Consider the following 21601-nt stretch of genomic DNA (forward strand, 5'->3'; position numbering starts at 1 on the left):
TGTCGCGAACATGGACCCGCGAAGCAGGCGCTACGCTCGAACGCATGAGCGAAGGTCTGTTCGACGAGGGCCTCTTCGGTGCGACCGACGAGGAGAAGGCCGAGCGCATCGCGGCCAACGCCCCGCTGGCCGTGCGGATGCGTCCGGCCACATTGGACGAGGTCGTCGGCCAGGACCACCTGCTCGGCCCCGGCGCGCCGCTGCGCCGCCTGGTGGAGGGCGCCACGCCGGCGTCCGTGATGCTCTACGGGCCTCCCGGCACGGGCAAGACGACGCTCGCGACGCTGGTGTCGAAGGCGACCGGGCGCCGGTTCGTGGCCCTGTCCGCGCTGTCGGCGGGCGTCAAGGAGGTGCGGGCCGTCATCGACGAGGCCCGGCGGCGGCTCGTGCGGTCCGGTGAGTCCACCGTGCTGTTCATCGACGAGGTGCACCGGTTCTCCAAGACCCAGCAGGACGCGTTGCTGGGCGCGGTCGAGGACCGGATCGTGCTGCTCGTCGCGGCCACCACCGAGAATCCGTTCTTCTCCGTGGTGTCGCCGTTGCTGTCGCGTTCGCTGGTGCTGCAGCTCAAGTCGTTGACCGACGACCACGTGCGCGCGGTGATCCGCCGCGCGGTGTCGGACGAACGCGGGCTGGGCGGCTCGGTGGTGGTGGAGCCGGACGCCGAGGACCACCTGGTGCGGCTCGCGGGCGGGGACGCGCGTCGTTCGCTGACGGCGCTGGAAGCCGCGGCGGACTCGGCGGCGGCGTCGAACAACGGCGTGATCACGCTGGAGCTGCTGGAGTCCACCGTGGACAAGGCGGCGGTGCGCTACGACCGCGACGGCGACCAGCACTACGACGTCACGTCGGCCTTCATCAAGTCGATCCGCGGCTCGGACGTGGACGCCGCCCTGCACTACCTGGCCCGCATGATCGAGGCGGGGGAGGACCCGCGGTTCATCGCGCGGCGGCTGGTGATCCACGCGAGCGAGGACGTCGGCATGGCGGACCCGACCGCGTTGCAGACGTGCGTCGCGGCCGCCCAGGCCGTGCAGCTCATCGGGTTGCCCGAGTGCGCGCTGAACCTCGCGCAGGCCACGATCCACCTGGCGACCGCACCGAAGTCGAACGCGGTCACCACTGCCATCAACGCCGCCATGTCGGATGTGCGCAAGGGTGCTATCGGCGCGGTGCCACCACATCTGCGCGACGGGCACTACGCGGGTGCGGCGAAACTGGGGAACGCGCAGGGATATCGCTACCCGCACGACGTGCCGGAGGGCGTGCTGACGCAGCAGTACGCGCCGGACGACCTGGTGGGCCGCGACTACTACGAGCCGACGGGCCGCGGTGCCGAACGCGCGGTGGCCGAGCGGCTGCCCCGGTTGCGCCGGGTGATCAGGGGCGAGTGACGGCTCTCGACCGCGGAGCCTTCGCGCTCGTAGAACGCCCTCGCGCACGCTGGCGGCGAACTGTTCGATGTGGACCTTGTCGATGTCCATCTGCGCGATGAGGGCGTCGATCAGGCGCGGTCCGATTCCGCGGCCGCGGAAGTCCGGGTGCAGGTACAGCTCGTAGATGACGTCCTGCCCTGTGCCTCCGTGAGACCGCCAGGCCCCTGGTCACGCCCTGGTGATCTGCGTGGCCGTCCGGAAGCGGAGCTGCTTACGGGTGCGTATCGCCACGATGTCGCCGGGGCACCGCGTCCCGTATTTCGGTTGAGGTCATGTCGCATGATCACCACATGGAACTCGTGCCGCACAACCCCGCCGACGGCGTCTACCCGGCCACCGACGACTACGTGCACGCCATGGAAGTCCGTGGTGCCGAACGGTTGCTGTTCGTCGCGGGCACCATGGGGCTCGACCCGTCCGGGAAGCCCGGCGCCGGCCTCGCCGAGCAGCTCGACCTGATCTGGTCCAACATCCGCACGATCCTCGCCTCGGCGGGCATGACGGTCGACAACATCGTCCGCCTCACCAGCTACCTGCGTGACGCGTCGTACGCGGAGGCCAACGCCGCCGCACGCGTGCGGGCGCTCGGCGGCAGGCCCGTGCCGACCACCGCGATCGTCGCCACCACCCTCGTCAGGGACTGGCTGGTCGAGATCGAGGTGGTCGCCGCCGGCTGACCTGCGCCGAGTACGCTGACGATCGCGTTGAGTGACCGCACGACCACCGGGGGCAACGATGATTCTGGTTTCCCGTCCGCCGCAGCCACCTCGCCGTCCCGAGGACGACGAGGACTTGAGCGACGCCGCAATTCCCTTTGCTCCAGCCAAAATTCGCGTAGGTTCGGCGAAGTGACGATCAAAGACGACTTCCTCGCCACCGCCCGCATCGCGCTGGAGCTCATGCGCCACCAGCAGGTCGGCGAGAACTGGGACAAGCCGAGCGCCCTGCCCGAGTTCGGCGTCAGCGGCCTCGTCGGCCACATCGGCTACCAGGCCCTGCCGCTCCCGTCGATGATCTCCTCACCGGTCGGCGACGAGCCGGTGGTCTCGTTGATGGAGCACTACGCGCGAGCGAACTGGACCGAGCTGGAAGTCGACTCGGAGTTCCACACCCGCATCCGCGCGGGCGGCGAGAAGATCGCGGCGGAGGGCCGGGACGCGCTCTGCGACCGGTTCGAGCAGACGCTCGGCGAGCTCGCGAAGACGTTGCCGGGCCAGGACAACCGCCCGGTCCGCATGCCGCACTGGGGCCCGTGGGCGGTGCCGCTCGACGACTACCTCGTGAGCCGGCTGATGGAGTTCGTCGTGCACTCCGACGACCTCGCGGTGAGCGTCGGCCTCGACACCCCGGAGTTCCCGCGCCACGTCAACGAGACCGTGATCGACCTGCTGACCCGCATGTCGCTCAACCGCCACAGGGCCGTGGACCTCGTGCGGGCGTTCAGCCGCAAAGAGCGCGCACCGCAGGACATCACCGCGTTCTAGTGGCGCGTCCCGGACCGTTGGCGAGGTGATTCACGCTCAGCAGGGCACCTCGCGGCACCGCCCCCGAGCCCCCGTACACCCAGTACGAGGACGCGGGGCTGCACCACGATGCACCCGTCTGACCGCGAATTCCCCCGGCAACGTTCCACACCACTAGCGCAGGCACACCATCAGCAGGGCCAGCTTGTTCGGCAGCATGACCTCGTCAGCGGCCATGAACCCGCCGGCCTCGAACGACCTGATGGCCCGCTTGTTGCGCACGTCCGGTTCAAGCACGATCCGCGTGCAGTGCGAGTCGGCCTCGAACAGCGCGTCGGTGAGCCGGGGGAGCAGCGACCGCACCAGCCCGCGGTCGGTCATCGCCAGCTCGCCGACGGCCAGGTGCAGGCCGAGGTCGTGCGGCCGGGCCTGGTAGCACTCGGCGACGGCGTCCCGTGCCGCGCGGTAGACCTCCGCGTAGATCACCGGGCGCCCGTGCCAGCTGATCAGCAACGGGCGGACGTCGTCGCCCTCCAGATGCGTCCGCAGCCGTTCCTCCCACCGGGGCAACGACCAGGCGCGCCGCGAGAACGCCGCCACGTGCGGTGCCTGGTTCCAGCGGTGGACGAGGTGCAGGTCGTAGCCGTCCGAGCGGGCGACGCGCGCCTCCCACGGGTCCGTGAGCACCGGGATCGGCGGGGCGCCCGCGGTGGCGTGCCTGCGGTAGGAGTCCAGGTGCGACACCGGCTTCACGTGGCCTCCTGCACGGTCCACTAAGGGTTGCCTTACTTCACTGTGCGGGCGTGCCGGCGTCAAGCCCTGTGTGACGGGTATTTCACAGGCGGTGACCTGCCGAGTCAATGAAGCGGCCCGAATTCGTTTGGCCCGCGGCGTAGGTTCGTGTCATGGCCGAGACTCAGCGCGAACCGGTGCCGCGCGTCGACACGGGTGAGCTCGACGTCGCGCACGCCTTTCTGAAGTTCCAGCGCCACTGCGTGCTCAAGAAGGCGGAAGGGCTGACCGAGGACCAGCTGCGCAGGCCGATGGTGGACAGCGGCACGTCGATCCTGGGGCTGATTCAGCACCTCATGGAGGCCGAGCGCTTCTGGTTCGACCACCACCTCGGTGGCGCCCACTGGTCGGAAGAGGACGAGCTGGACATGGCGGTGCCCGCGGGGATGAGCTCGGGCGAGGTGATCGCGGACTATCTCGCGGCCGCCGCGGACAGCGACCGGGCCATCGAGGCCGCCGGTGATCCCGAGGCGCCGATGGCGATCCCGCTTCCGGACGGCGTGCGGCACTCGCTGCGCTGGATCCTCGCCCACATGACCACCGAGACCGCCCGGCACGCGGGCCACGCGGACATCATCCGGGAGCAGCTCGACGGCGGGACCGGCCGCTGAAGATCAACTACTGATGATCAACTGCCGTGCCGCTCATTTGGGTGTCGGACCCACCCGGTAATCTCACCGGCAATCAAGCCACAACGCCGGTCACCAGGAGGATCCGTGTCGCCAGGGGAGATCGCCGCGTGGGTCGGCGCCGGAGCGTTCGTGCTGGTCGCGCTCGTGGTGCTGATCGTGGGGATCAAGGCAGCGCGGTTCTTCGACAAGGCCGCGATCGCGATGGAGAAGGCGGCTGACGGCAGCGATCCGTTGTTCGCCGGCGCCAACACGACGCTGACGCACGTGAACACGCAGCTGGAGCGCGTCGACGGCATCACGGCCAACGCGCGCGCCGTCACCGGCAACGTCTCCGCGCTCACCAGCCTCTTCACCGCCACGCTCGGCGGGCCGCTGGTCAAGGCCGCCGCGCTGTCCTACGGCGTGAGCAAGGCCGTGAAGGCCCGCCGCAAGGCCGCCGAGCAGCCGAACAAGCACAGCAAGCGCCGTCCGAGGCGAGGTGCGAAATGAGCCGTCTCTTCTGGTTCGGGCTGGGCGCCGCCGCCGGTCTCTTCGTCGCGAAGAAGGCCGCCGAGGTCACAAAGCAGGCGACTCCCGCCGGTATCGGCGCTAACGTGGGTGAAGGCCTGCGTGAGCTCGCCGGCGCCATCGGTTCCTTCGGGGCCGAGGTGCGCGCGGGCATGGCCGAGCGGGAACAGGAGTTGCAGGAGACCGTGGAACGTCAGACGGGCTTCACGCCGGGGCGTCGAGCGCCCAGGGCGAACGGAAAGCACTAGCACCGTTCGCCTCGGCTGCATGCCCTTTCGGGGCATCCCCTGACAACCCCAGCAACAAACAAGGACTTCCCGTGCAGACCCACGAGATCATCAAGCGTTTCCGCGAGCACTTCGAGCGCAACGGGCACAAGTACATCCCGTCCTCCTCGCTGCTGCTCGACGACCCGAACCTGTTGTTCGTCAACGCCGGCATGGTGCCGTTCAAGCCGTACTTCCTCGGCGAGGCCCCGCCGCCCGCCGTGCGGATGACGAGCATCCAGAAGTGCGTGCGCACGCCGGACATCGACGAGGTCGGCAAGACCACGCGCCACCTCACGTTCTTCCAGATGGCCGGCAACTTCTCGATCGGCGACTACTTCAAGGAAGACGCCATCAGGCTCGCCTGGGAGCTGGTCACCGGCTCGCAGGACGCCGGCGGCTACGGCTTCGACCCCGAGCGCATCTGGGTCACCGTCTACCAGGACGACGACGAGGCCATCGAGCTGTGGCAGAAGGTCGCCGGGCTGCCGACCGACCGCATCCAGCGCCGTGACGGCAAGGACAACTACTGGGACATGGGCGTGCCCGGTCCCGGTGGCCCCTGCTCGGAGATCTACTTCGACCGCGGCCCCGAGTACGGCAAGGAGGGCGGCCCGGTCGTCGACGAGGACCGCTACCTGGAGATCTGGAACCTGGTCTTCATGCAGGACGTCCGCGGCGAGCTGAGCCCCAAGGAGGGCCACAAGCCGATCGGGTCCCTGCCCGCCAAGAACATCGACACCGGCATGGGCGTCGAGCGCGTCGCCTACCTGCTGCAGGGCGTCGACAACGTCTACGAGACCGACCTGGTCCGTGCCGTCATCAACAAGGCCGAGGAGCTGTCCGGCCGCAAGTACGGTGCCGACGAGAAGGACGACGTCCGTTTTCGCGTGATCGCCGACCACGCTCGTTCCGGCGTCATGCTGGTCGGCGACGGTGTCACCCCCGGCAACGAGGCCCGCGGCTACGTGCTGCGCCGCCTGCTGCGCCGCATCGTCCGCTCCGCCCGCCTGCTGGGCGTGACCGAGCCGGTGCTGGTGCAGTTCGCCGAGGTCGTCCGCGACGCCATGGGCCCGGCCTACCCCGAGCTGGTCAGCGGGTTCGCCCGCATCCAGCAGGTGCTGAAGGCCGAGGAGGACGCGTTCCTGCGCACGCTCGACGCCGGTTCGCGGATCTTCGAGAACGCCGCCGCCGAGGTGAAGGCCGACGGCCGCGCCACGCTTCCCGGTGACCGCGCCTTCCAGCTGCACGACACCTACGGCTTCCCGATCGACCTCACGCTGGAGATGGCCTCCGAGGCCGGTCTGTCGGTGGACGAGGACGGCTTCCGCAAGCTGATGGCCGAGCAGCGCGCCCGCGCCAAGGCCGACGCCGCCGGCAAGAAGACCGGCCACGGCGACCAGACCGTGTACCGCGAGCTGCTCGAGCAGGGCCCGACCGAGTTCACCGGCTACACCGAGCTCGCCTCCGAGGCCACGTTGCGCGGCATCGTGCTGAACGGTCAGCGGATCAAGTCGGCCAAGGAGGGCGACATCGTCGAGGTCGTCCTCGACCGCACGCCCCTCTACGCCGAGTCCGGTGGCCAGGAGTCCGACGCCGGCACGATCGTGACGGGCAGCGCCGAGCTCGAGGTGCTCGACGTGCAGAAGGTCGCCCGCAAGCTGTGGGTGCACCAGGTGCGCGTCGTGAACGGCGAGATCAGCGAGGGCGAGCACGTCGAGGCCCGCGTCGACCCGGAGTGGCGCATCGGTGCCCGCCAGGGCCACTCGGGCACGCACGTCGTGCACGCCGCCCTGCGCCAGGTGCTCGGCCCGTCGGCCCTGCAGAGCGGTTCGTACAACAAGCCCGGTTACCTGCGGCTCGACTTCGCCTGGACCGGTGGTCTGTCGAACGAGGCCCGCAGCGAGATCGAAGAGGTCTCGAACCTCGCCGTGCGCAAGGACCTGCCGGTCAGCATCGTCTACACCGACATGGCCGGTGCCCAGGAGATGGGTGCCGTCGCCCTGTTCGGCGAGACCTACGACGAGACCGTGCGCGTCATCGAGATCGGTGGCCCGTGGTCGCGCGAGCTGTGCGGTGGCACGCACGTCGAGCACTCGTCGCAGATCGGTCCGATCACCCTGCTGGGTGAATCCTCGGTCGGTTCCGGCGTGCGTCGTCTCGAGGCCTACGTCGGCATCGAGGCCATGCGGTTCCTGGCCAAGGAACGCGCCATCGTGCAGAACCTCTCCGACATGCTGAAGGTCGGCTCCGACGGCCTGCCCGAGCGGATCGAGTCGCTGGTCGAGCGCCTGAAGGCCGCCGAGAAGGAGCTGGAGAAGGTTCGCGCCGCCCAGCTGCTCGGCAACGCCGGGTCGCTCGCCGACAAGGCCCTCGACGTGCGCGGCCTGTCGCTGGTGGCCCTCGGCCTGGAGGGAGTGTCGGGCAACGACCTGCGCACCCTCGGTGGCGAGGTCCGCAACCGCCTGGGCAACAAGCCCGGTGTGGTGGCCCTGTTCTCGGTCGACGGCGACAAGGTGAGCTTCGTGGTCGCCACGACGGCCGCCGCCCGTGACCTGGGCCTGGCCGCCGGCAAGCTGGTCCCGGTGTTCGGCCCGGCCATCGCCGCCCGCGGTGGCGGCAAGCCGGACCTGGCCCAGGGCGGCGGCACGAACCCCGCCGGCGTGCAGGACGCCATCACGGCTCTCACGAACGAACTGGACAAGGTGCTTGAACAGCGCTGACGTTCCTGGTGTCGACGACCCGGGCCTCGGACGGAGGCTCGGCGTCGACGTCGGATCGGTCCGCGTGGGTGTATCACTCAGCGATCCGTCGGCGTTTCTGGCGACTCCGCTGGTTACCCTGCAGCGTGACGAGAAGCGCGGCTCGGACCTCACCGAGCTCGTACGTCTCGTGGCCGAGCATGACGTGGTCGAGGTCGTGGTCGGCCTGCCCAGGACACTGGCGGGGCGGCACGGCCCGGCTGCCCAGGCAGCGACCGCGTACGCTGCCGCCTTGGCCGGACGCGTCGCTCCTGTGCCGGTCCGGCTGAGCGACGAGCGGCTGACGACGGTCGTGGTGAGCCGGGTGCTGGCACAGCGCGGTGTGAAGGGCAAGAAGCAGCGTGCCGTGGTCGACCAGGCTGCCGCTGTCGAGATCCTGCAGTCTTGGCTGGACGCACGGGCACGCACTGCGACCGCCCGAAAGGACGAGGTGTGAGCGACGATCTCGGGTTGTTCACCGACCCCGACGTGGACGAACGGCGCCCGCTCAAGCGTGAGCGCGGACGGGACAACAGCGCCCGCACCAAGGCGAAGAAGCGCAAGAAGACGATCCTGTGGCTCGTCGTGGCGCTCATCCTCGCCGTCGGCATGGGCGGTGCCTACTACGGCTACAAGGAGCTGCGCGGCATCGGCTCCTACGACGACTACACGGGCAGCGGCGAGGCCGACGTCATCGTCGAGGTCAAGGACGGCGAGGTCGTCAGCCAGATCGCGTCGAGCCTGTACGACAACGGTGTGGTGGCCTCGGGCCGCGCCTTCACCGAGGCGGGCAAGAAGGACACCCGTGTGACGTCGATCCAGCCCGGCTTCTACCTGATGAAGACGAAGATGTCGGGCCAGCAGGCCGTGGCCCGCATGGTCGACCCGAAGACCAGGGTGCCCGCCGTCCAGATCATCGGCGGGACCAAGCTCACCGACATCAAGGTGGGCGACAAGGTCGTCAAGGGCGTCTACTCCCTGCTCGCCGACGCGAGCTGCACGGAGAAGGACGGCCAGAAGAAGTGCCTGACCGTCGACGAGATCCGCGCCGCCGCGGAGCAGACCGACCCGGTCGCGCTCGGCGTGCCGGAGTGGGCACTGGCCGACGTGAAGAAGGCCGAACCCCGGTACCGCCTCGAAGGCCTGATCATGCGCGGCGTCTACCAGGTCAAGCCGGGCGGGTCGGCGGTCGAGCTGATCCGCGGCGTCATCGTCTCCTCTGCCCAGAAGCTGCAGGGCGCGGGCATCCCCGGTGGCACCGTGAACACGGGCTTCCGCCCGTACGAGATCCTGATCATGGCGTCGCTGATCGAGAAGGAAGCCATCGAGAAGGACTTCGCCAAGGTCTCCCAGGTGATCTACAACCGCCTGAAGGAGCCGATGGCGCTGCAGTTCGACTCGACGGTGAACTACCTGCTGGACCAGCCGCACATCCGCACGTCGGACGCGAACCGCGCCAGCCAGAGCCCGTACAACACGTACAAGTCTCCCGGCCTGACGCCGACCCCGATCGGCTCGCCCTCACAGCAGGCGATCGCGGCCGCGATCAAGCCGGAGGGCGGCAGCATCATGTACTTCGTGAAGTGCCAGAAAGACGGCACGTCGTGCTTCTCCAACACCTACGACGAGCACAAGGTGATCGACGAGAAGTCCAGGAACGAGGGCGTCTACTAGTGCGCAAGGCGGCGGTGATCGGTTCGCCGATCGAGCACTCCCTGTCTCCCGTGCTGCACAACGCCGCGTACGCCGCGCTCGGGCTCGACTGGGAGTACACGCGGCTGGAGTGCGCGGAGGCCGGCGTCGCCTCTCTGGTCGCTTCGTTGGGCCCGGAGTGGGCAGGGCTTTCGTGCACCATGCCGACGAAACGAGCGGCGCTGGCCGTCGCTTCGTCGGTGACCGCGCGGGCCACGGCGGTCGGTGCGGCGAACACGCTGGTGCGCACAGACTCCGGATGGCACGCCGACTGCACCGATGTGGACGGTGTGGTGGGAGCGTTGCGGGAGAAGGGTTTCTCCGGCGGCTCACGTGGCGTGGTGATCGGAGCGGGTGGCACGGCCACGGCCGTGCTGGCCGGGTTCGCCGCCCTGGGGATCTCCTCGGTCTCCCTCGTGGTGCGGGACCCTTCGCGTGCCGCCGAGGCTGTTGCCACGGCTGGGCGGGTCGGGGTTTCCGTCGAGGTGCTGGCTTTGTCCTCTGTGGACCTCGGTGAGCTGGCCGCCGCGTCGGACGTCCTCGTGTCCACGGTCCCTGCTGACGCGACCGTGCCGTTGGCGTCCGCGATCGCGCGGGCGCCCCACGTGCTGGACGTGATCTACCACCCGTGGCCCACGCCGGTCGCCGTGGCGGTGGAGGAGGCCGGGACGCGGCTGGCCACCGGGCTGGACATGTTGCTGCACCAGGCTTTCGGTCAGGTCGAGCAGTTCACCGGGTTGCCCGCGCCGCGGGAGGTCATGCGGTCGGCGCTGGACGCGGAGCTCGCGACGCGCTCGTAACCGCGTGCTCGCTCCGCTAAGGGCAGGAGAAGCCCGGCTGCGGCACACCCTCCACCTTCGCCCGGCTCGCGATCGCCGTGCAGTACAGCTGCAACTGCGCCATCTTCGACAACGGGCCCAGGTCCTCCGGCAGCACGATCACGTTCGACACCGCGTACACCCGCGAGGACGTCGAAGGGACCTCGGTGGACAGGCCGAGCTTCTTCTCCTCCTCGGTCGGCCCGGCCACCAGGAGGTTGATCGCGGTCGCGGTGTCCACGGTGCCGGAGTAGGTGCGGGTCCGGCGCACCAGGTCGTCGTGCTTCGGCGTCAACAGGTAGACGGTCAGCTCGTGCGAGGAGATCGTGGGGGCCTCCGCGCCGGTCAGCACCGGAGTGGGGCGCACACCGCAGCCGGCCAGGGTCACCAGGGCAAGCGCAAGGTGAAGACCGCGCCGCCCGAGGGCGCGTTGGCCGCTTCGATGGTGCCGCCGTGCAGACGTGCGTTCTCCCATGCGATCGCCAATCCCAGTCCGCTGCCCTCGGAACGGGAGCGGGCCGTGTCTGCCTTGTAGAAACGGTCGAAGATGTGGGGGAGGGCGTCCTCGGGGATGCCGGGGCCCTGGTCGGACACCTCGATCACGCCGGGGCGCACGGCCACCCGCACCGGGGCGCCGCCGTGTTTCAGGGCGTTGCCGACGAGGTTGGCGACGATCACGTCCAGGCGGCGGCGGTCCACCCGCCCCGTGATGCCGTCGGGGAGCGACGCCTCGACGGACGAGGTCCAGCCGCGTGCGGCCAGCGAGTCGCGGACAGCGGTGCCGATGTCCCACTCGTCCAGCTCCAGGAGGTTGCCGCCCTCGTCGAAGCGCGAGATCTCCATCAGGTCGTTGACCAGGCGGGTGAGCTTGCGGGTCTCGGCGGACACCAGGCGGGCCGCCACGGCGGTGTCCTCCGGGAGGGAAGCGGCGTCCTCGTCCAGCACGGCGGTCACGGCGTTCATCGCGGTCAGAGGTGTGCGGAGCTCGTGGGACACGTCCGCCACGAAACGCCGCGAAGCCGCCTGGGAGGCCTCGAGCTGCTCGGCGGCGCTGTTGAACGTGCGGGCCAGGTCGGCGAGCTCGTCGGAGCCCCGTTCCTCGACGCGGGTGTCCAGGCGGCCGGAACCGAGGGCGCGGGCCGCTGCGCCCAGCCGGCGAACCGGTCGCAGGACGCCACGGGCGGTGAAGAGGGCCAGGCCGAGGGCCAGGGGGAGCACCAGGCTGACGCCGACCCAGGCGGCGGTGGCGAAGCTGTCGATGGCGCGCTGAGGGCCGCCCAGCGACGTCCACGCCCACACCTCGACGCCTGTGGAGGTGCCGTCGGGGCGCAGCAGCGGGATGCCGATGACCACGTAGGGCTCGGCGGAGTCGGTGCGGCGCTGCCAGATGACCGTCCTGCTCGACTTCAACGCCTCGCGCATCTCGGCGGACACGGCGCCGAGGTCAGGGCCGTTGCGGGAACGCAGCCCCTCGAAGACCACCACCGCAGGGCTGCGCAGGAAGGACTGGAACTCGTCGAGGTCCTGCTGGGTGGGAGGAACGGTCAGGCGGGGCGCGTAGTTGCGGACCTGCTCCACCAGCGGGTTCATGAAGCCGTTCTGGGCGTCCTCCAGCAGGAGGTTGCGGGCGGTCGCGTACGAGGCGCCCGTCGCCGCCACCGCGCCGAGCAGGGTCAGCAGCAGGAAAGCGGCCATCAGCCGGGGCCGGAGCCCGCGGAACAGCGACCTCATCGCGGGCCGAAGCGGTAGCCGAAGCCTCGTACGGTGTGGACGTAACGGGGTTCGGACGGCACGTCCTCGATCTTGGCGCGCAACCGCTGGACGCACGCGTCGACCAGCCGGGAGTCGCCCAGGTAGTCGTGCTCCCAGACCGCCTCCAGGATCTGCTGGCGGGTCAGCACACGGCCCGGTGTCCTGGACAGCTCCAGCAGCAGCTTCAGCTCGGTGGGCGTCAGTGAGACCTTCACGTCGTTCTTCAGCACCTGCAGGCCGGCGCGGTCGATCATCAGCGAGCCGTGACGCTCCACGTTGGACGGTTCGGACACCGTCCGCCGCAGCACGGCGCGGATCCGCGCCTCCAGGACGCGTGGCTCGACGGGTTTCACCACGTAGTCGTCGGCGCCCGCCTCCAGGCCTGCGACCACGTCGAAGTCGTCGCCGCGCGCGGTGAGCATGATGATGGGCACCTCGGCCTGCATGCGCATGCGGCGGCACGTCTCGAAGCCGTCGATGCCCGGCAGCATGATGTCGAGAACGACGATGTCGGGACGCGACTCGCGCAGTCGCTCGACGCCTTCCTCTCCTGTTCCGGCCGCCCGGACGTCGTGGCCCTGGCGGCGCAGCGCCAAACCGAGTCCTTCACGCACAGACGGGTCGTCCTCGACCAGCAAGACCATCGCCACGAGATCCATTATCGGCAGGTAACGGCACCTGCGCCGTTTCTGTAGCGGAACCATGACATGGCGTGGACGTTCCCGTAGACCGGCTCGCGGAGTCTCGATCGCATGGCCGGAAGCTTGGTGGGATTCCTCTTCACGTACTTCGCGCTGGTGTGGACGTCGTTCGGGCAGAAGGCGGAGAACGCCGCGTTGCCAGAGCTGTCGCTGCAGCGCTCCTGGGCGTCCGACGTGGACATGGTGATCATCGTCGCCGCGGTCCTCGTGATCCTCATAGCGCGCAAGAAGGCGTTTCCGCCGTTGCTGGTGCTCGGCGGGTCCGTGTTGCTCGCGCAGATGCTGAAGCTCTACGTGCTGGTGCGGCCCGCGCTCGACGAGGACGCGGTGCTGGTGCACAACAGCTTTCCCAGTGGGCACACGACCGCGGCGGTGGGGTCGGTGATCGCGGTGACCATGGCGGTGCCGAAGCGGTTTGCCCTTTTGGTCGCGGTGCCCGGTGCGCTCGGGGCGGGTGCGGTCGCGGCGGAGACGGTGTCGCTCGGCTGGCACCGGTTCAGCGACACGCTCGGCGCGGCGCTGCTGGTCTCGACGCTCGCGTTCCTGGTGCTGCGCAAGTGGACCGCGGGGCTGGTCGTGCCGCCCGCGATCGCGGCGGGCGGGGTGTGGCTCATGGTGACGTACCCGCAGGCCACGCCGTCGACCTTGGCCGGCGTCGTGACCGCGGGTGTCGTCCTGCACTTCGGGTGGGCGGTGAGTGGTTCCGGCCGTCGGGGCGACCGGAACCACTCACCCGACTCACTCGTCGTGGTCGGTGGCGATCAGTTCGGCGATGGCGTCCAGAGCGGCGTCCGCTCCGTCCCCGTCGGCGCTGAGCACCACCTCGTCACCGTGCATGGCGCCGAGGGTCATCAGACCCAGCACACTCGCCGCGTCCACGGCTTCGCCGCCGTCCTTGCGGATGGTGACCGTCACCGGCTGGTCGGCGGCGGCCTTCGCCAGCAGTGCGGCAGGTCGGGCGTGCAGTCCGACCTTGCTGGCCACGGTGACCCGTCGCTCGGCCATGATGGTTCCTCCCGGTAGAGCTGCTACTTGTCGGTCTTCGGGTCGCGGACGTCGGTCTTCGTGGTGCTCGCCTCGTCCCGTGCGCTGCCCACGACACTCTCGTCGGCTTCCGGCGACTCGTCGTCCTCGCGGCCCGGCGTCTTCAGGTTCCACTTGGTGATGACCCAGCGGAACAGGAAGTAGTAGATCGCCGCGTAGATGAGGCCGAGGATGATCAGCAGCCACGGCTTGGTGGCGATGTTCCAGTTCAGGATGAAGTCGATCGCACCGGCCGAGAACGAGAAGCCGTCGTGGATGCCGAGTGCGTTCGAGATCGCCAGCGAGGTGCCGGTCAGGACCGCGTGGATCAGGTACAGCGGCCACGCGACGAACATGAACGCGAACTCGAGCGGCTCCGTCACACCGGTGATGAACGCGGTGAGCGCGGCGGAGCCCATGATGCCGGCGATGATCTTCTTCTGGCTGGGCCGCGCGGTGTGCACGATCGCCAGTGCGGCGGCGGGCAGCGCGAACATCAGGATCGGGAAGAAGCCGGTCTGGAACGTGCCGGCGCTCGGGTCGCCCGCGAAGAAGCGCGGGATGTCACCGGTCTTCTCGTTGTACTCGCCGAACTGGAACCACACGACGTTGTTGATGATGTGGTGCAGACCGAGCGGGATGAGCAGACGGTTGATCATGCCGTAGAGGCCGGCACCGATGATCGTGCTGCCGGTGACCCAGTTGCCCAGGGCGGTGATGCCCGCGTCGAACCACGGGTACACCAGACCGAGCACCACGCCGACGAGCACCATGACGCCCGCGACGATGATCGGCACGAACCGCCGGCCACCGAAGAACGCCAGGTACGGAGGCAGCTTGATGCGGTGGTACTTCTGCCACAGCAGGGCGGTCAGGAGCCCGACGACGATACCGCCGAGCACTCGGTAGTCGATCAACTCGGGCTTCGCGGCAGGGTCTGTCGGCTGGTCGAGGACCAGCGGAGACATGGCCTTGAAGACGCTGGTCAGCGTCACGTAGCCGACCACGGCGGCCAGGGCCGTGGAACCGTCACCGCGCCGGGCGAACCCGACGGCGATGCCGACCGCGAACAGCAGGGCGAGGTTGCTGAACAGCGCGTCGCCCGCCGCGCCGATCACCGCGGCGACGGCGTTCCAGCCGAGACCGTCCTTGCCCAGCATGTCGTCTTGACCGAAGCGGAGCAGGAGACCTGCCGCGGGCAGCACGGCGATCGGCAGCATGAGGCTGCGACCGAAGCGCTGCAACGTGGCGAGGCCCTTGATCTGACGACCGCCCACATCTGCGGTGTTGGCGCTCATCGGGTACCTCCCTTGGCGGAGTTCGGTCCGGTCCCCGGGACGGTCCGGTCCAGTTGCATGGTCACCTGGTAGAGATCGCCCCGGTACCAGGAAGTAACGTCTTCGCACGGCCGCCCCTGTGAGCTGGCGACCCTTCTGAACACGAGCAGCGGGCTGCCCTTGCGGACGTCGAGCGCCTTGGCCGTGTCGGCGTCGGCGGTCTCTGCCCACACGGTCTGCCTCGCGTGGTCGAGCTGGACCCCGTACGTCGCCGCGAAGAGCTCGTAGAGCGACCCGGTCAGGTCGCACCGGTCGAGTTCGGGCAGCAGGTGCGGGCTGTACCAGCCGGCCTCGACGGCCAACGGTGCCCCGTCGGCCTTGCGCAGCCGCACGACGCGATAGGCGTACTCGTCGTCGTCCAGCCCCAGCGAGGCCTTCGAACCGGGAACCGCCTGCCCGCAGCTGATCACCTCGGTGCTGGGCTCGAGCCCGCGCGCCTTCATGTCCGAGGTGAACGAGGCCAGGAACAACTGCAGGTCGTAGCGGCGCCGCGCGGTGAACGTGCCGCGCCCCTTGGCCCGCGTGAGCAGGCCTTCTGCGACCAGTTGGCCTACTGCCGCCCGCACTGTGATGCGGGACACTCCGTACCGCTCGGCGAGGTCGCGTTCGGACGGAATGGGCGAGCCGGGGGCGAGGTCGTGCTCGGCGAGGCGACGCAGGATCTCGCGCAGTTGTGCGTGCTTGGGCTTGGGCCCGTCCACGATCTCGTGCACTCGCTCACCTCCTCGCAGTGGTACTTTCCGGTCTAGACCAGTTGGTGCGGGAGAATGCTCCGCGCACTGAGCGGGTGTCAACCGCTGTTACGGGAACGAGAGGTACGAACGTGGCTGACGACAAGGCGCAGAAGATCATCGACGCGCTGGGCGGCGCGTCCAACATCGTCGAGATCGAACCGTGCATCACCCGCCTGCGGTGTGAGCTCGAGGACGGTTCCGTGGTGGACGAGAAGGCCCTGAAGGCGTTGGGAGCACACGGGGTCATGCGCTCCGGCAACGTCGTTCAGGTCGTCGTCGGCCCCGAGGCGGACACGATCGCGTCCGACATCGAGGACCTCCTGTGAGCCTCCGCGTCGGCAGCCCCGTGACCGGCCGCGCGGTCGCGCTCTCCGCGGTGCCGGACCCGGTCTTCTCGCAGGCGATGGTCGGCCCCGGCGTGGCCGTCGAGCCCGAGCGCGTGAAGGCCGACGTGGTCTCTCCCGTCGACGGCACCGTGGTGACGCTGCACCCGCACGCGTTCGTGGTCGCGACCGGCGACGGCGCCGCCGTGCTGGTCCACCTCGGCATCGACACCGTGAAGCGCAAGGGTGAGGGCTTCGAGCTGCACGTGGTCAAGGGCGAGGAGGTGCGGGCGGGCCAGCGGATCGTGACCTGGGACCCGGCCGAGGTCGAGGCCGCGGGGTTCGCCCCGATCTGCCCGGTGATCGCGCTGGACGCCTCCGCCGACGTGCTGGCCGACGTCGCCGTGGACGTGGACGTGGCGGCGAACGACGCCCTGTTCGACTGGTCTCGCTGATCTTGCCGGTGGTGCCGGCCAAGTTGGGTTGCGAGGGGATCCCAGGCCGGGGGTACCCCTGCGCAGGCCTGCGGCACCACCGCTTCGGGCGTTTTCCCAGCCCGTAACAGGGCACGGTGGGGCCGTGCGTGAACGGACCGTTCACGACCGGTCGCGATTTGTGCCCGAGTCGTACCCGGCAGGACCGTGGTGCCATGACCACGGTCCTGCTCGCGTCTCTGCTGAGTTCGCTGTGGACGGTCGCGGACGCGCTGGACGCGCCGCCGTCGTCGTACCTGCTCGCCTGGTTCGGCATCGTCCTCGCGATGGTCGACCTGCGGCACCACCGGTTGCCGGACGCGCTGACCCTCCCGCTGGCCGCCGCGCTGCTGCTCCTGGAGTCCCACAGACTGGGAGCCGCGGCGCTCGCAGCGGTGATCTTCGGTGGCGCTCATCTCGCGGTCCGGCGCCTGAAGCCTGCCCTCATGGGCGGCGGAGACGTGAAGCTCGCGTTCGGCCTGGGCGCACCGCTCGGACTGCCGTTGCTCCTACCTGCGGCGATGCTGTCCAGCGCGGTCACCCTCGTGCTCGCGGGCATCAGGCGCAGCAGGAGAGTGCCGCACGGGCCGGGCTTGCTGGCCGCCACCTGGGCGTTGACGACGCTGTGAAAGGATTGTGAACGTGCTGCGCTGGATCACCGCTGGAGAATCACACGGCCCCGCTCTCGTCGCCGTCCTCGAGGGCATGCCCGCCGGTGTCGAGGTGACCACCGAGGACCTCGTCACCCAGCTGGGGCGTCGCAGGCTCGGTTTCGGTCGCTCGCCCCGGATGGGCTTCGAGCAGGACGAGGTCGAGATCCTCGGCGGCGTGCGTCACGGCAAGACCCAGGGCGGCCCGATCGCGGTCACCATCGGCAACTCCGAGTGGCCGAAGTGGCAGACCGTGATGTCCGCGGACCCCGTCGACCCGAGCCTGCTCAAGCCGACCGGCCGCAACGAGGCCCTCACGCGGCCCCGGCCCGGTCACGCCGACCTGCCGGGCATGCAGAAGTTCGGCTTCGACGAGGCGCGACCCGTGCTCGAACGCGCCAGCGCCCGGGAGACCGCGGCTCGCACCGCGCTGGGCACGGTGGCGCGGCAGTTCCTGCAGCAGCTGCTGGGCGTGCAGATCCTGAGCCACGTGGTGTCCATCGGCAAGGCGCAGACGCCGGAGGACAGCGCGCTGCCCACGCCGGACGACCTGCCCGCCATCGACGAGTCGCCGGTGCGCTGCTTCGACGCGCGCGGCACCGAGGCCATGGTCGCCGAGGTCGAGGCCGTGAAGGAGGCCGGTGACACCGTCGGCGGCGTGATCGAGGTGCTCGCGTACGGGTTGCCGCCGGGCCTCGGCTCGCACGTGCACTGGGACCGCCGCCTCGACGCGCGCCTGGCCGCCGCCCTGATGGGTGTGCAGGCGATGAAGGGCGTGGAGATCGGCGACGGGTTCACCTCCGCCCGGCGCTGGGGTTCGCAGGCGCACGACGAGATCGACCGCGGCAGCGGCCCGGTCGGCGTGACGCGTCGCTCGAACCGCGCGGGTGGCCTCGAAGGCGGCATCACCAACGGCGAGATCCTCCGTGCGCGCGTTGCGATGAAGCCCATCTCGACCGTCCCACGTGCACTGTCCACTGTGGACGTCCGCACCGGTGAGCCCGCCGTCGCCATCCACCAGCGTTCGGACGTCTGCGCCGTGCCGCGTGCCGGTGTCGTGCTGGAGTCCGTCGTGGCGCTGGTGCTCGCCGAGGCCGCGCTGGAGAAGTTCGGCGGCGACTCGCTGGACGAGACGCGCCGCAACGCCCACGCGTACCTGAAGGCGCTGGAAGCCCGCTGGGAGGGCCTGTGAGCCCGAAGTTCGTCGTCGTCGGGCCTCCTGGGGCCGGCAAGACGACGGTCAGCGAACTGCTGGCCAAGCAGCTGAACCTCGCCTTCCGCGACGTCGACGCGGACATCGTCGAGACCGCGGGCAAGCCGATCGCGGACATCTTCACCGGCGACGGTGAGCCTGTTTTCCGTGCCATGGAAGAAGAAGCGGTCGCCAAGGCGCTCGAGGAACACGACGGCGTGCTCGCGCTCGGCGGGGGAGCCGTGCTGTCCGCGGTGACCCGCGAGCGGCTGAAGAACCACACGGTCGTGTTCCTCAACGTCGGCATGGCCGAGGGAGTGCGCCGCACCGGGTTGTCGTCCGCGCGGCCGCTGCTGTCCGGGGTGAACCCGCGCGCCACGTTCAAGGCGCTGCTCGACGCACGCCTGCCGCTGTACCGCGAGGTCGCGACGATCGAGGTGCTGACAGACGCCCTCGACCCGGAGCAGGTGGCCGAAGCGGTGATCAAGGGAGCCAGCGAATGACCGAGCCCGTCCGCATCCGGGTCGCCGCGGAGAAGCCCTACGACGTCGTGATCGGCCGAGGCCTGCTCGGCGACATCGTGGACTTCCTGAAGGGCACCGCCAAGATCGCGATCGTCCACCAGCCGACCCTCGCCGCCACGGCCGAGGTGCTGGTCGACGAGCTCAAGGCCGCGGGCGCCGACGCGCACCGCGTCGAGATCCCCGACGCCGAGGACGGCAAGGACCTCGCCGTCGCCGGCTTCTGCTGGGACGTGCTGGGCAAGATCGGCCTGTCCCGCACCGACGTCGTCGTCGGCCTCGGCGGCGGCGCGGTGACCGACCTCGCGGGCTTCGTCGCCTCCACGTGGATGCGCGGCGTGCGCCTGGTGAACATCCCGACCACGTTGCTCGGCATGGTCGACGCGGCGGTCGGCGGCAAGACCGGCATCAACACCGACGCGGGCAAGAACCTCGTCGGCACGTTCTACGAGCCGGACGCCATCTTCGTCGACCTGGCGACCCTGGAAACCCTGCCGCGCAACGAGCTCGTCGCCGGCATGGCCGAGATCGTGAAGGGCGGCTTCATCGCCGACCCGGTGATCCTCGACCTGATCGAGGCGGATCCTCAGGCAGCCCTGGACCCCACGGGTGAGGTGCTGGCCGAACTGGTCCGCCGCAAGATCCAGATCAAGGCCGACGTCGTCACCAGCGACCTCCGCGAGTCGTCGTTGCGCGAGATCCTCAACTACGGCCACACCCTCGGCCACGCCATCGAACGCCGCGAGCGCTACCGCTGGCGCCACGGCGCCGCCATCAGCGTGGGCCTGGTCTTCGCCGCCGAACTGGCCCGCCTCGCCGGCCGCCTGGACGACGAGACCGCCGACCGCCACAAGTCCGTTCTGCAGCTCCTGGGCTTGCCGACGTCCTACGACCCGGACGCCCTCCCGCAGCTGATGGAGGGCATGAAGGTCGACAAGAAGAACAAGGCGGGCGTGCTCCGCTTCGTCGTCCTCGACGGTCTCGCCAAGCCCGGCCGCCTGGAGGGCCCGGACCCGGCCCTGATCGCCGCCGCCTACTCGGCCGTCGCCGCCGAGCCGACGTCCGGTTCCGGAAAGGTGCTGCTGTGAAGGTCCTCGTCCTCAACGGCCCGAACCTGAACCGCCTCGGCACCCGCGAGCCGCTCATCTACGGCAGCACCACCCACGCCGACCTCGTCGAGATGTGCGTGGCGGAGGGCAAGGAGCTCGGCTTCGAGGTCGAGGTCCGCCAGACCGCCCACGAGGGCGAGATGGTCGCGTGGCTGCACGAGGCCGCCGACGCCTCGATCCCGGTCGTGCTGAACGGCGCCGCGTGGACGCACTACTCGATCGCCCTGCGCGACGCGTGCTCGCAGCTCACCGCGCCGCTGGTCGAGGTGCACATCTCGAACATCCACCAGCGCGAGGAGTTCCGGCACCACAGCGTCATCTCGGCGGTTGCGAACGGTGTGATCGTGGGGCTGGGCGTGGAGGGTTACCTGCTCGCGCTGCGCTGGCTGTCGCTCAAGGGACGTGTTTGATCGCCAGCAGACGCGCGGTCTTGTTCGGTGTCCGGATGAGCGTGGCTTCATAGGTCCCGGCCTGGGTGTGCGTCGACACTCCTTCCACGAAGAACGTGTACTTCCAGCTGGCCACGAGTGAGTAGCTGGCGGTCAGGCGCAGCAGGCCGAACTCCTTGTCGCCGGCGGTCGTCCAGTTGGCGACCGGGTCACCCTCGACCGACCACGACGCGTTCGTTGCCGATGGTGTGGTGGCTGTGCGCGGGCAGGTCGGGGGCAGTGGCGAACCGGTCGCGGACGCGCAAGCGGCAAACCCGTCGCGCACGGCCTTGATGAGGTCGCCGTCAGGGAGCGTGAACCGGTCCTTGGAGATGGTCCCCGCCGCAGGAGCAGTCTTCGGTTGGTGGATCATGTCGATCCGGGTGTCCGCGCCGCGCCACGGCAGGTCGGTCAGGAAGTGGAAGCCCTTGATCGCGAAGTCCGGACCCGAGTACGAGTCGTAGCTGACGGTCATCACGGCAGTGCCACGCGCGACGAACTTGCCGTCCTGCCATCTGACCTGCATCCCGTCGCGGGGGTCGCCGACGAGTTCCCAGCGGACGTTGCGTGCAGAGACCGCGGCGTGGGTCTGGGGACAGTTCGCAGGGGCGAGCACGACCTCGGTCGTGCACTGCTGGAGCTTGTTCGCGACCACCTGGGCGACCGCGTCGTCGCTGACTTCACTCGGTCGGGAACCTTGGTCGGTGGCGGGAAAGTCGGTGTCCTTTGCGCCTGCGTCGCACGCGTTGGCGATGGCACCGAGGACGAAGAAGGCCAGAATGCCCGCCAGGAACTGGCCAGGAGTCGCCTTTTGCTTTTTCGCCGGCGGCTTCGACCGTGCACCGCGGTCCGGCTTGGAACCGCGACCCACGATGACGTCGCCCTCCACGTTCCCGAACTGAAAGCTGGTGCGTGCCCGACCGGTGAACTCGTTGCGCATGGCGGGATGCTAGGGAAGAAGTCACCCGTTCGGCCGCACAAATTTCTAGCCAATTCGTTGACACGGAAGAG

General features: G+C 69.5%; 25 protein-coding genes and 2 pseudogenes. 18 read left to right on the top strand and 9 right to left on the bottom strand.

Going from position 1 to position 21601, the window contains the following annotated elements; all coding sequences use genetic code 11:
- Positions 1 to 44: 44 nt before the first annotated feature.
- Positions 45 to 1394 carry a replication-associated recombination protein A gene (locus ABFX45_RS05795; RefSeq protein WP_109641680.1) on the top strand — a complete coding sequence of 450 codons (1350 nt, stop codon included), beginning with the start codon at positions 45 to 47 and terminating at the stop codon, positions 1392 to 1394.
- Positions 1395 to 1517: 123 nt separating this feature from the next.
- On the opposite strand, the pseudogene ABFX45_RS46335 reads toward ABFX45_RS05795, so the two are convergent.
- A pseudogene (locus ABFX45_RS46335) lies at positions 1518 to 1562 on the bottom strand (hypothetical protein); the annotation flags it as partial.
- Between the two features lie 164 nt (positions 1563 to 1726).
- Between ABFX45_RS46335 and ABFX45_RS05800 the strand changes: the two are divergent.
- Positions 1727 to 2113, top strand: coding sequence for a RidA family protein (locus ABFX45_RS05800; RefSeq protein WP_346128170.1), 387 nt, complete (start codon positions 1727 to 1729; stop codon positions 2111 to 2113).
- A 171-nt stretch (positions 2114 to 2284) separates the two neighbouring features.
- The gene (locus ABFX45_RS05805) at positions 2285 to 2920 is read left to right on the top strand and encodes a maleylpyruvate isomerase N-terminal domain-containing protein (RefSeq protein ID WP_346128172.1); all 636 of its coding nucleotides are present in this window, start codon (positions 2285 to 2287) and stop codon (positions 2918 to 2920) included.
- A 153-nt stretch (positions 2921 to 3073) separates the two neighbouring features.
- Here the strand turns inward: ABFX45_RS05805 and ABFX45_RS05810 are convergent, their stop codons facing one another.
- Positions 3074 to 3652, bottom strand: coding sequence for a GNAT family N-acetyltransferase (locus ABFX45_RS05810; RefSeq protein ID WP_346128174.1), 579 nt, complete (start codon positions 3650 to 3652; stop codon positions 3074 to 3076).
- A gap of 152 nt (positions 3653 to 3804) precedes the next feature.
- Between ABFX45_RS05810 and ABFX45_RS05815 the strand changes: the two genes are divergently transcribed.
- The 7 genes from ABFX45_RS05815 to ABFX45_RS05845 all read left to right on the top strand — a co-directional run bounded on the left by ABFX45_RS05815 (position 3805) and on the right by ABFX45_RS05845 (position 10329).
- Positions 3805 to 4302: a DinB family protein gene (locus ABFX45_RS05815; RefSeq protein ID WP_346128176.1), complete on the top strand. Its 498-nt coding sequence runs from the start codon at positions 3805 to 3807 to the stop codon at positions 4300 to 4302.
- Between the two features lie 105 nt (positions 4303 to 4407).
- Positions 4408 to 4812, top strand: coding sequence for a DUF948 domain-containing protein (locus tag ABFX45_RS05820; protein WP_109641676.1), 405 nt, complete (start codon positions 4408 to 4410; stop codon positions 4810 to 4812).
- Entirely contained in the window at positions 4809 to 5078 is a 270-nt protein-coding gene (locus ABFX45_RS05825) for a hypothetical protein (protein ID WP_030471638.1), read from the top strand. Before ABFX45_RS05820 ends, ABFX45_RS05825 begins: the two co-directional genes overlap by 4 nt.
- A gap of 71 nt (positions 5079 to 5149) precedes the next feature.
- On the top strand, positions 5150 to 7819 hold the full coding sequence (alaS, locus tag ABFX45_RS05830; protein WP_346128179.1) for an alanine--tRNA ligase: 2670 nt from the start codon (positions 5150 to 5152) through the stop codon (positions 7817 to 7819).
- On the top strand, positions 7806 to 8294 hold the full coding sequence (gene ruvX, locus ABFX45_RS05835; RefSeq protein ID WP_109641673.1) for a Holliday junction resolvase RuvX: 489 nt from the start codon (positions 7806 to 7808) through the stop codon (positions 8292 to 8294). The genes alaS and ruvX overlap by 14 nt, the downstream gene beginning before the upstream one ends.
- On the top strand, positions 8291 to 9511 hold the full coding sequence (mltG, locus tag ABFX45_RS05840) for an endolytic transglycosylase MltG (protein WP_346128182.1): 1221 nt from the start codon (positions 8291 to 8293) through the stop codon (positions 9509 to 9511). The genes ruvX and mltG overlap by 4 nt, the downstream gene beginning before the upstream one ends.
- A complete protein-coding gene (locus tag ABFX45_RS05845) occupies positions 9511 to 10329 on the top strand; it encodes a shikimate dehydrogenase (protein ID WP_346128184.1) in 819 nt (272 codons plus the stop codon). The genes mltG and ABFX45_RS05845 overlap by 1 nt, the downstream gene beginning before the upstream one ends.
- A 16-nt stretch (positions 10330 to 10345) precedes the next feature.
- Here ABFX45_RS05845 and ABFX45_RS05850 read toward each other — a convergent pair whose 3' ends face one another.
- The 3 genes from ABFX45_RS05850 to ABFX45_RS05860 are packed head-to-tail and all read right to left on the bottom strand — an operon-like array spanning position 10346 to position 12749.
- Positions 10346 to 10735, bottom strand: a complete 390-nt coding sequence (locus ABFX45_RS05850) for a hypothetical protein (RefSeq protein WP_146231872.1) — start codon at positions 10733 to 10735, stop codon at positions 10346 to 10348.
- Entirely contained in the window at positions 10732 to 12078 is a 1347-nt protein-coding gene (locus tag ABFX45_RS05855) for a sensor histidine kinase (RefSeq protein ID WP_109641670.1), read from the bottom strand. The genes ABFX45_RS05850 and ABFX45_RS05855 overlap by 4 nt, the downstream gene beginning before the upstream one ends.
- Complete coding sequence (locus tag ABFX45_RS05860; protein ID WP_109641767.1) at positions 12075 to 12749, bottom strand: response regulator transcription factor; 675 nt, start codon at positions 12747 to 12749, stop codon at positions 12075 to 12077. Before ABFX45_RS05860 ends, ABFX45_RS05855 begins: the two co-directional genes overlap by 4 nt.
- Positions 12750 to 13079: 330 nt before the next feature.
- On the opposite strand from ABFX45_RS05860, the pseudogene ABFX45_RS05865 reads away from it, so the two are divergent.
- Positions 13080 to 13343: pseudogene (locus ABFX45_RS05865) on the top strand (phosphatase PAP2 family protein); the annotation flags it as partial.
- Positions 13344 to 13538: 195 nt separating this feature from the next.
- On the opposite strand, the gene ABFX45_RS05870 reads toward ABFX45_RS05865, so the two are convergent.
- The 3 genes from ABFX45_RS05870 to ABFX45_RS05880 are packed head-to-tail and all read right to left on the bottom strand — an operon-like array spanning position 13539 to position 15873.
- Entirely contained in the window at positions 13539 to 13805 is a 267-nt protein-coding gene (locus ABFX45_RS05870) for an HPr family phosphocarrier protein (RefSeq protein ID WP_170155338.1), read from the bottom strand.
- Positions 13806 to 13828: 23 nt separating this feature from the next.
- Positions 13829 to 15121, bottom strand: a complete 1293-nt coding sequence (locus ABFX45_RS05875) for a PTS transporter subunit EIIC (protein ID WP_109641668.1) — start codon at positions 15119 to 15121, stop codon at positions 13829 to 13831.
- The gene (locus ABFX45_RS05880) at positions 15118 to 15873 is read right to left on the bottom strand and encodes a GntR family transcriptional regulator (RefSeq protein ID WP_346128187.1); all 756 of its coding nucleotides are present in this window, start codon (positions 15871 to 15873) and stop codon (positions 15118 to 15120) included. The genes ABFX45_RS05875 and ABFX45_RS05880 overlap by 4 nt, the downstream gene beginning before the upstream one ends.
- A gap of 110 nt (positions 15874 to 15983) precedes the next feature.
- Here ABFX45_RS05880 and ABFX45_RS05885 point away from each other — a divergent pair, with 110 nt between their 5' ends.
- From ABFX45_RS05885 to aroQ, 7 genes are all read left to right on the top strand, one after another.
- Positions 15984 to 16220 (top strand): PTS sugar transporter subunit IIB, encoded by a 237-nt coding sequence (locus ABFX45_RS05885; RefSeq protein WP_109641667.1) that lies wholly within the window; start codon positions 15984 to 15986, stop codon positions 16218 to 16220.
- The gene (locus tag ABFX45_RS05890) at positions 16217 to 16672 is read left to right on the top strand and encodes a PTS sugar transporter subunit IIA (RefSeq protein ID WP_109641666.1); all 456 of its coding nucleotides are present in this window, start codon (positions 16217 to 16219) and stop codon (positions 16670 to 16672) included. Before ABFX45_RS05885 ends, ABFX45_RS05890 begins: the two co-directional genes overlap by 4 nt.
- Positions 16673 to 16866: 194 nt before the next feature.
- Complete coding sequence (locus ABFX45_RS05895) at positions 16867 to 17319, top strand: prepilin peptidase (RefSeq protein WP_109641665.1); 453 nt, start codon at positions 16867 to 16869, stop codon at positions 17317 to 17319.
- A 13-nt stretch (positions 17320 to 17332) separates the two neighbouring features.
- Positions 17333 to 18532, top strand: a complete 1200-nt coding sequence (aroC, locus tag ABFX45_RS05900) for a chorismate synthase (RefSeq protein ID WP_109641762.1) — start codon at positions 17333 to 17335, stop codon at positions 18530 to 18532.
- Complete coding sequence (locus ABFX45_RS05905) at positions 18529 to 19035, top strand: shikimate kinase (RefSeq protein ID WP_109641664.1); 507 nt, start codon at positions 18529 to 18531, stop codon at positions 19033 to 19035. The genes aroC and ABFX45_RS05905 overlap by 4 nt, the downstream gene beginning before the upstream one ends.
- Positions 19032 to 20141 carry a 3-dehydroquinate synthase gene (gene aroB / locus ABFX45_RS05910; protein WP_109641663.1) on the top strand — a complete coding sequence of 370 codons (1110 nt, stop codon included), beginning with the start codon at positions 19032 to 19034 and terminating at the stop codon, positions 20139 to 20141. Before ABFX45_RS05905 ends, aroB begins: the two co-directional genes overlap by 4 nt.
- Complete coding sequence (aroQ, locus tag ABFX45_RS05915) at positions 20138 to 20572, top strand: type II 3-dehydroquinate dehydratase (RefSeq protein WP_346128192.1); 435 nt, start codon at positions 20138 to 20140, stop codon at positions 20570 to 20572. The genes aroB and aroQ overlap by 4 nt, the downstream gene beginning before the upstream one ends.
- Here the strand turns inward: aroQ and ABFX45_RS05920 are convergent.
- Positions 20556 to 21530 (bottom strand): hypothetical protein, encoded by a 975-nt coding sequence (locus tag ABFX45_RS05920; protein ID WP_346128194.1) that lies wholly within the window; start codon positions 21528 to 21530, stop codon positions 20556 to 20558. The two genes, aroQ and ABFX45_RS05920, sit on opposite strands and share 17 nt — an antisense overlap.
- Positions 21531 to 21601 lie beyond the last annotated feature (71 nt).

The sequence above is a fragment of the Lentzea roselyniae genome (assembly GCF_039537795.1).
Lineage (GTDB): Bacteria > Actinomycetota > Actinomycetes > Mycobacteriales > Pseudonocardiaceae > Lentzea > Lentzea atacamensis.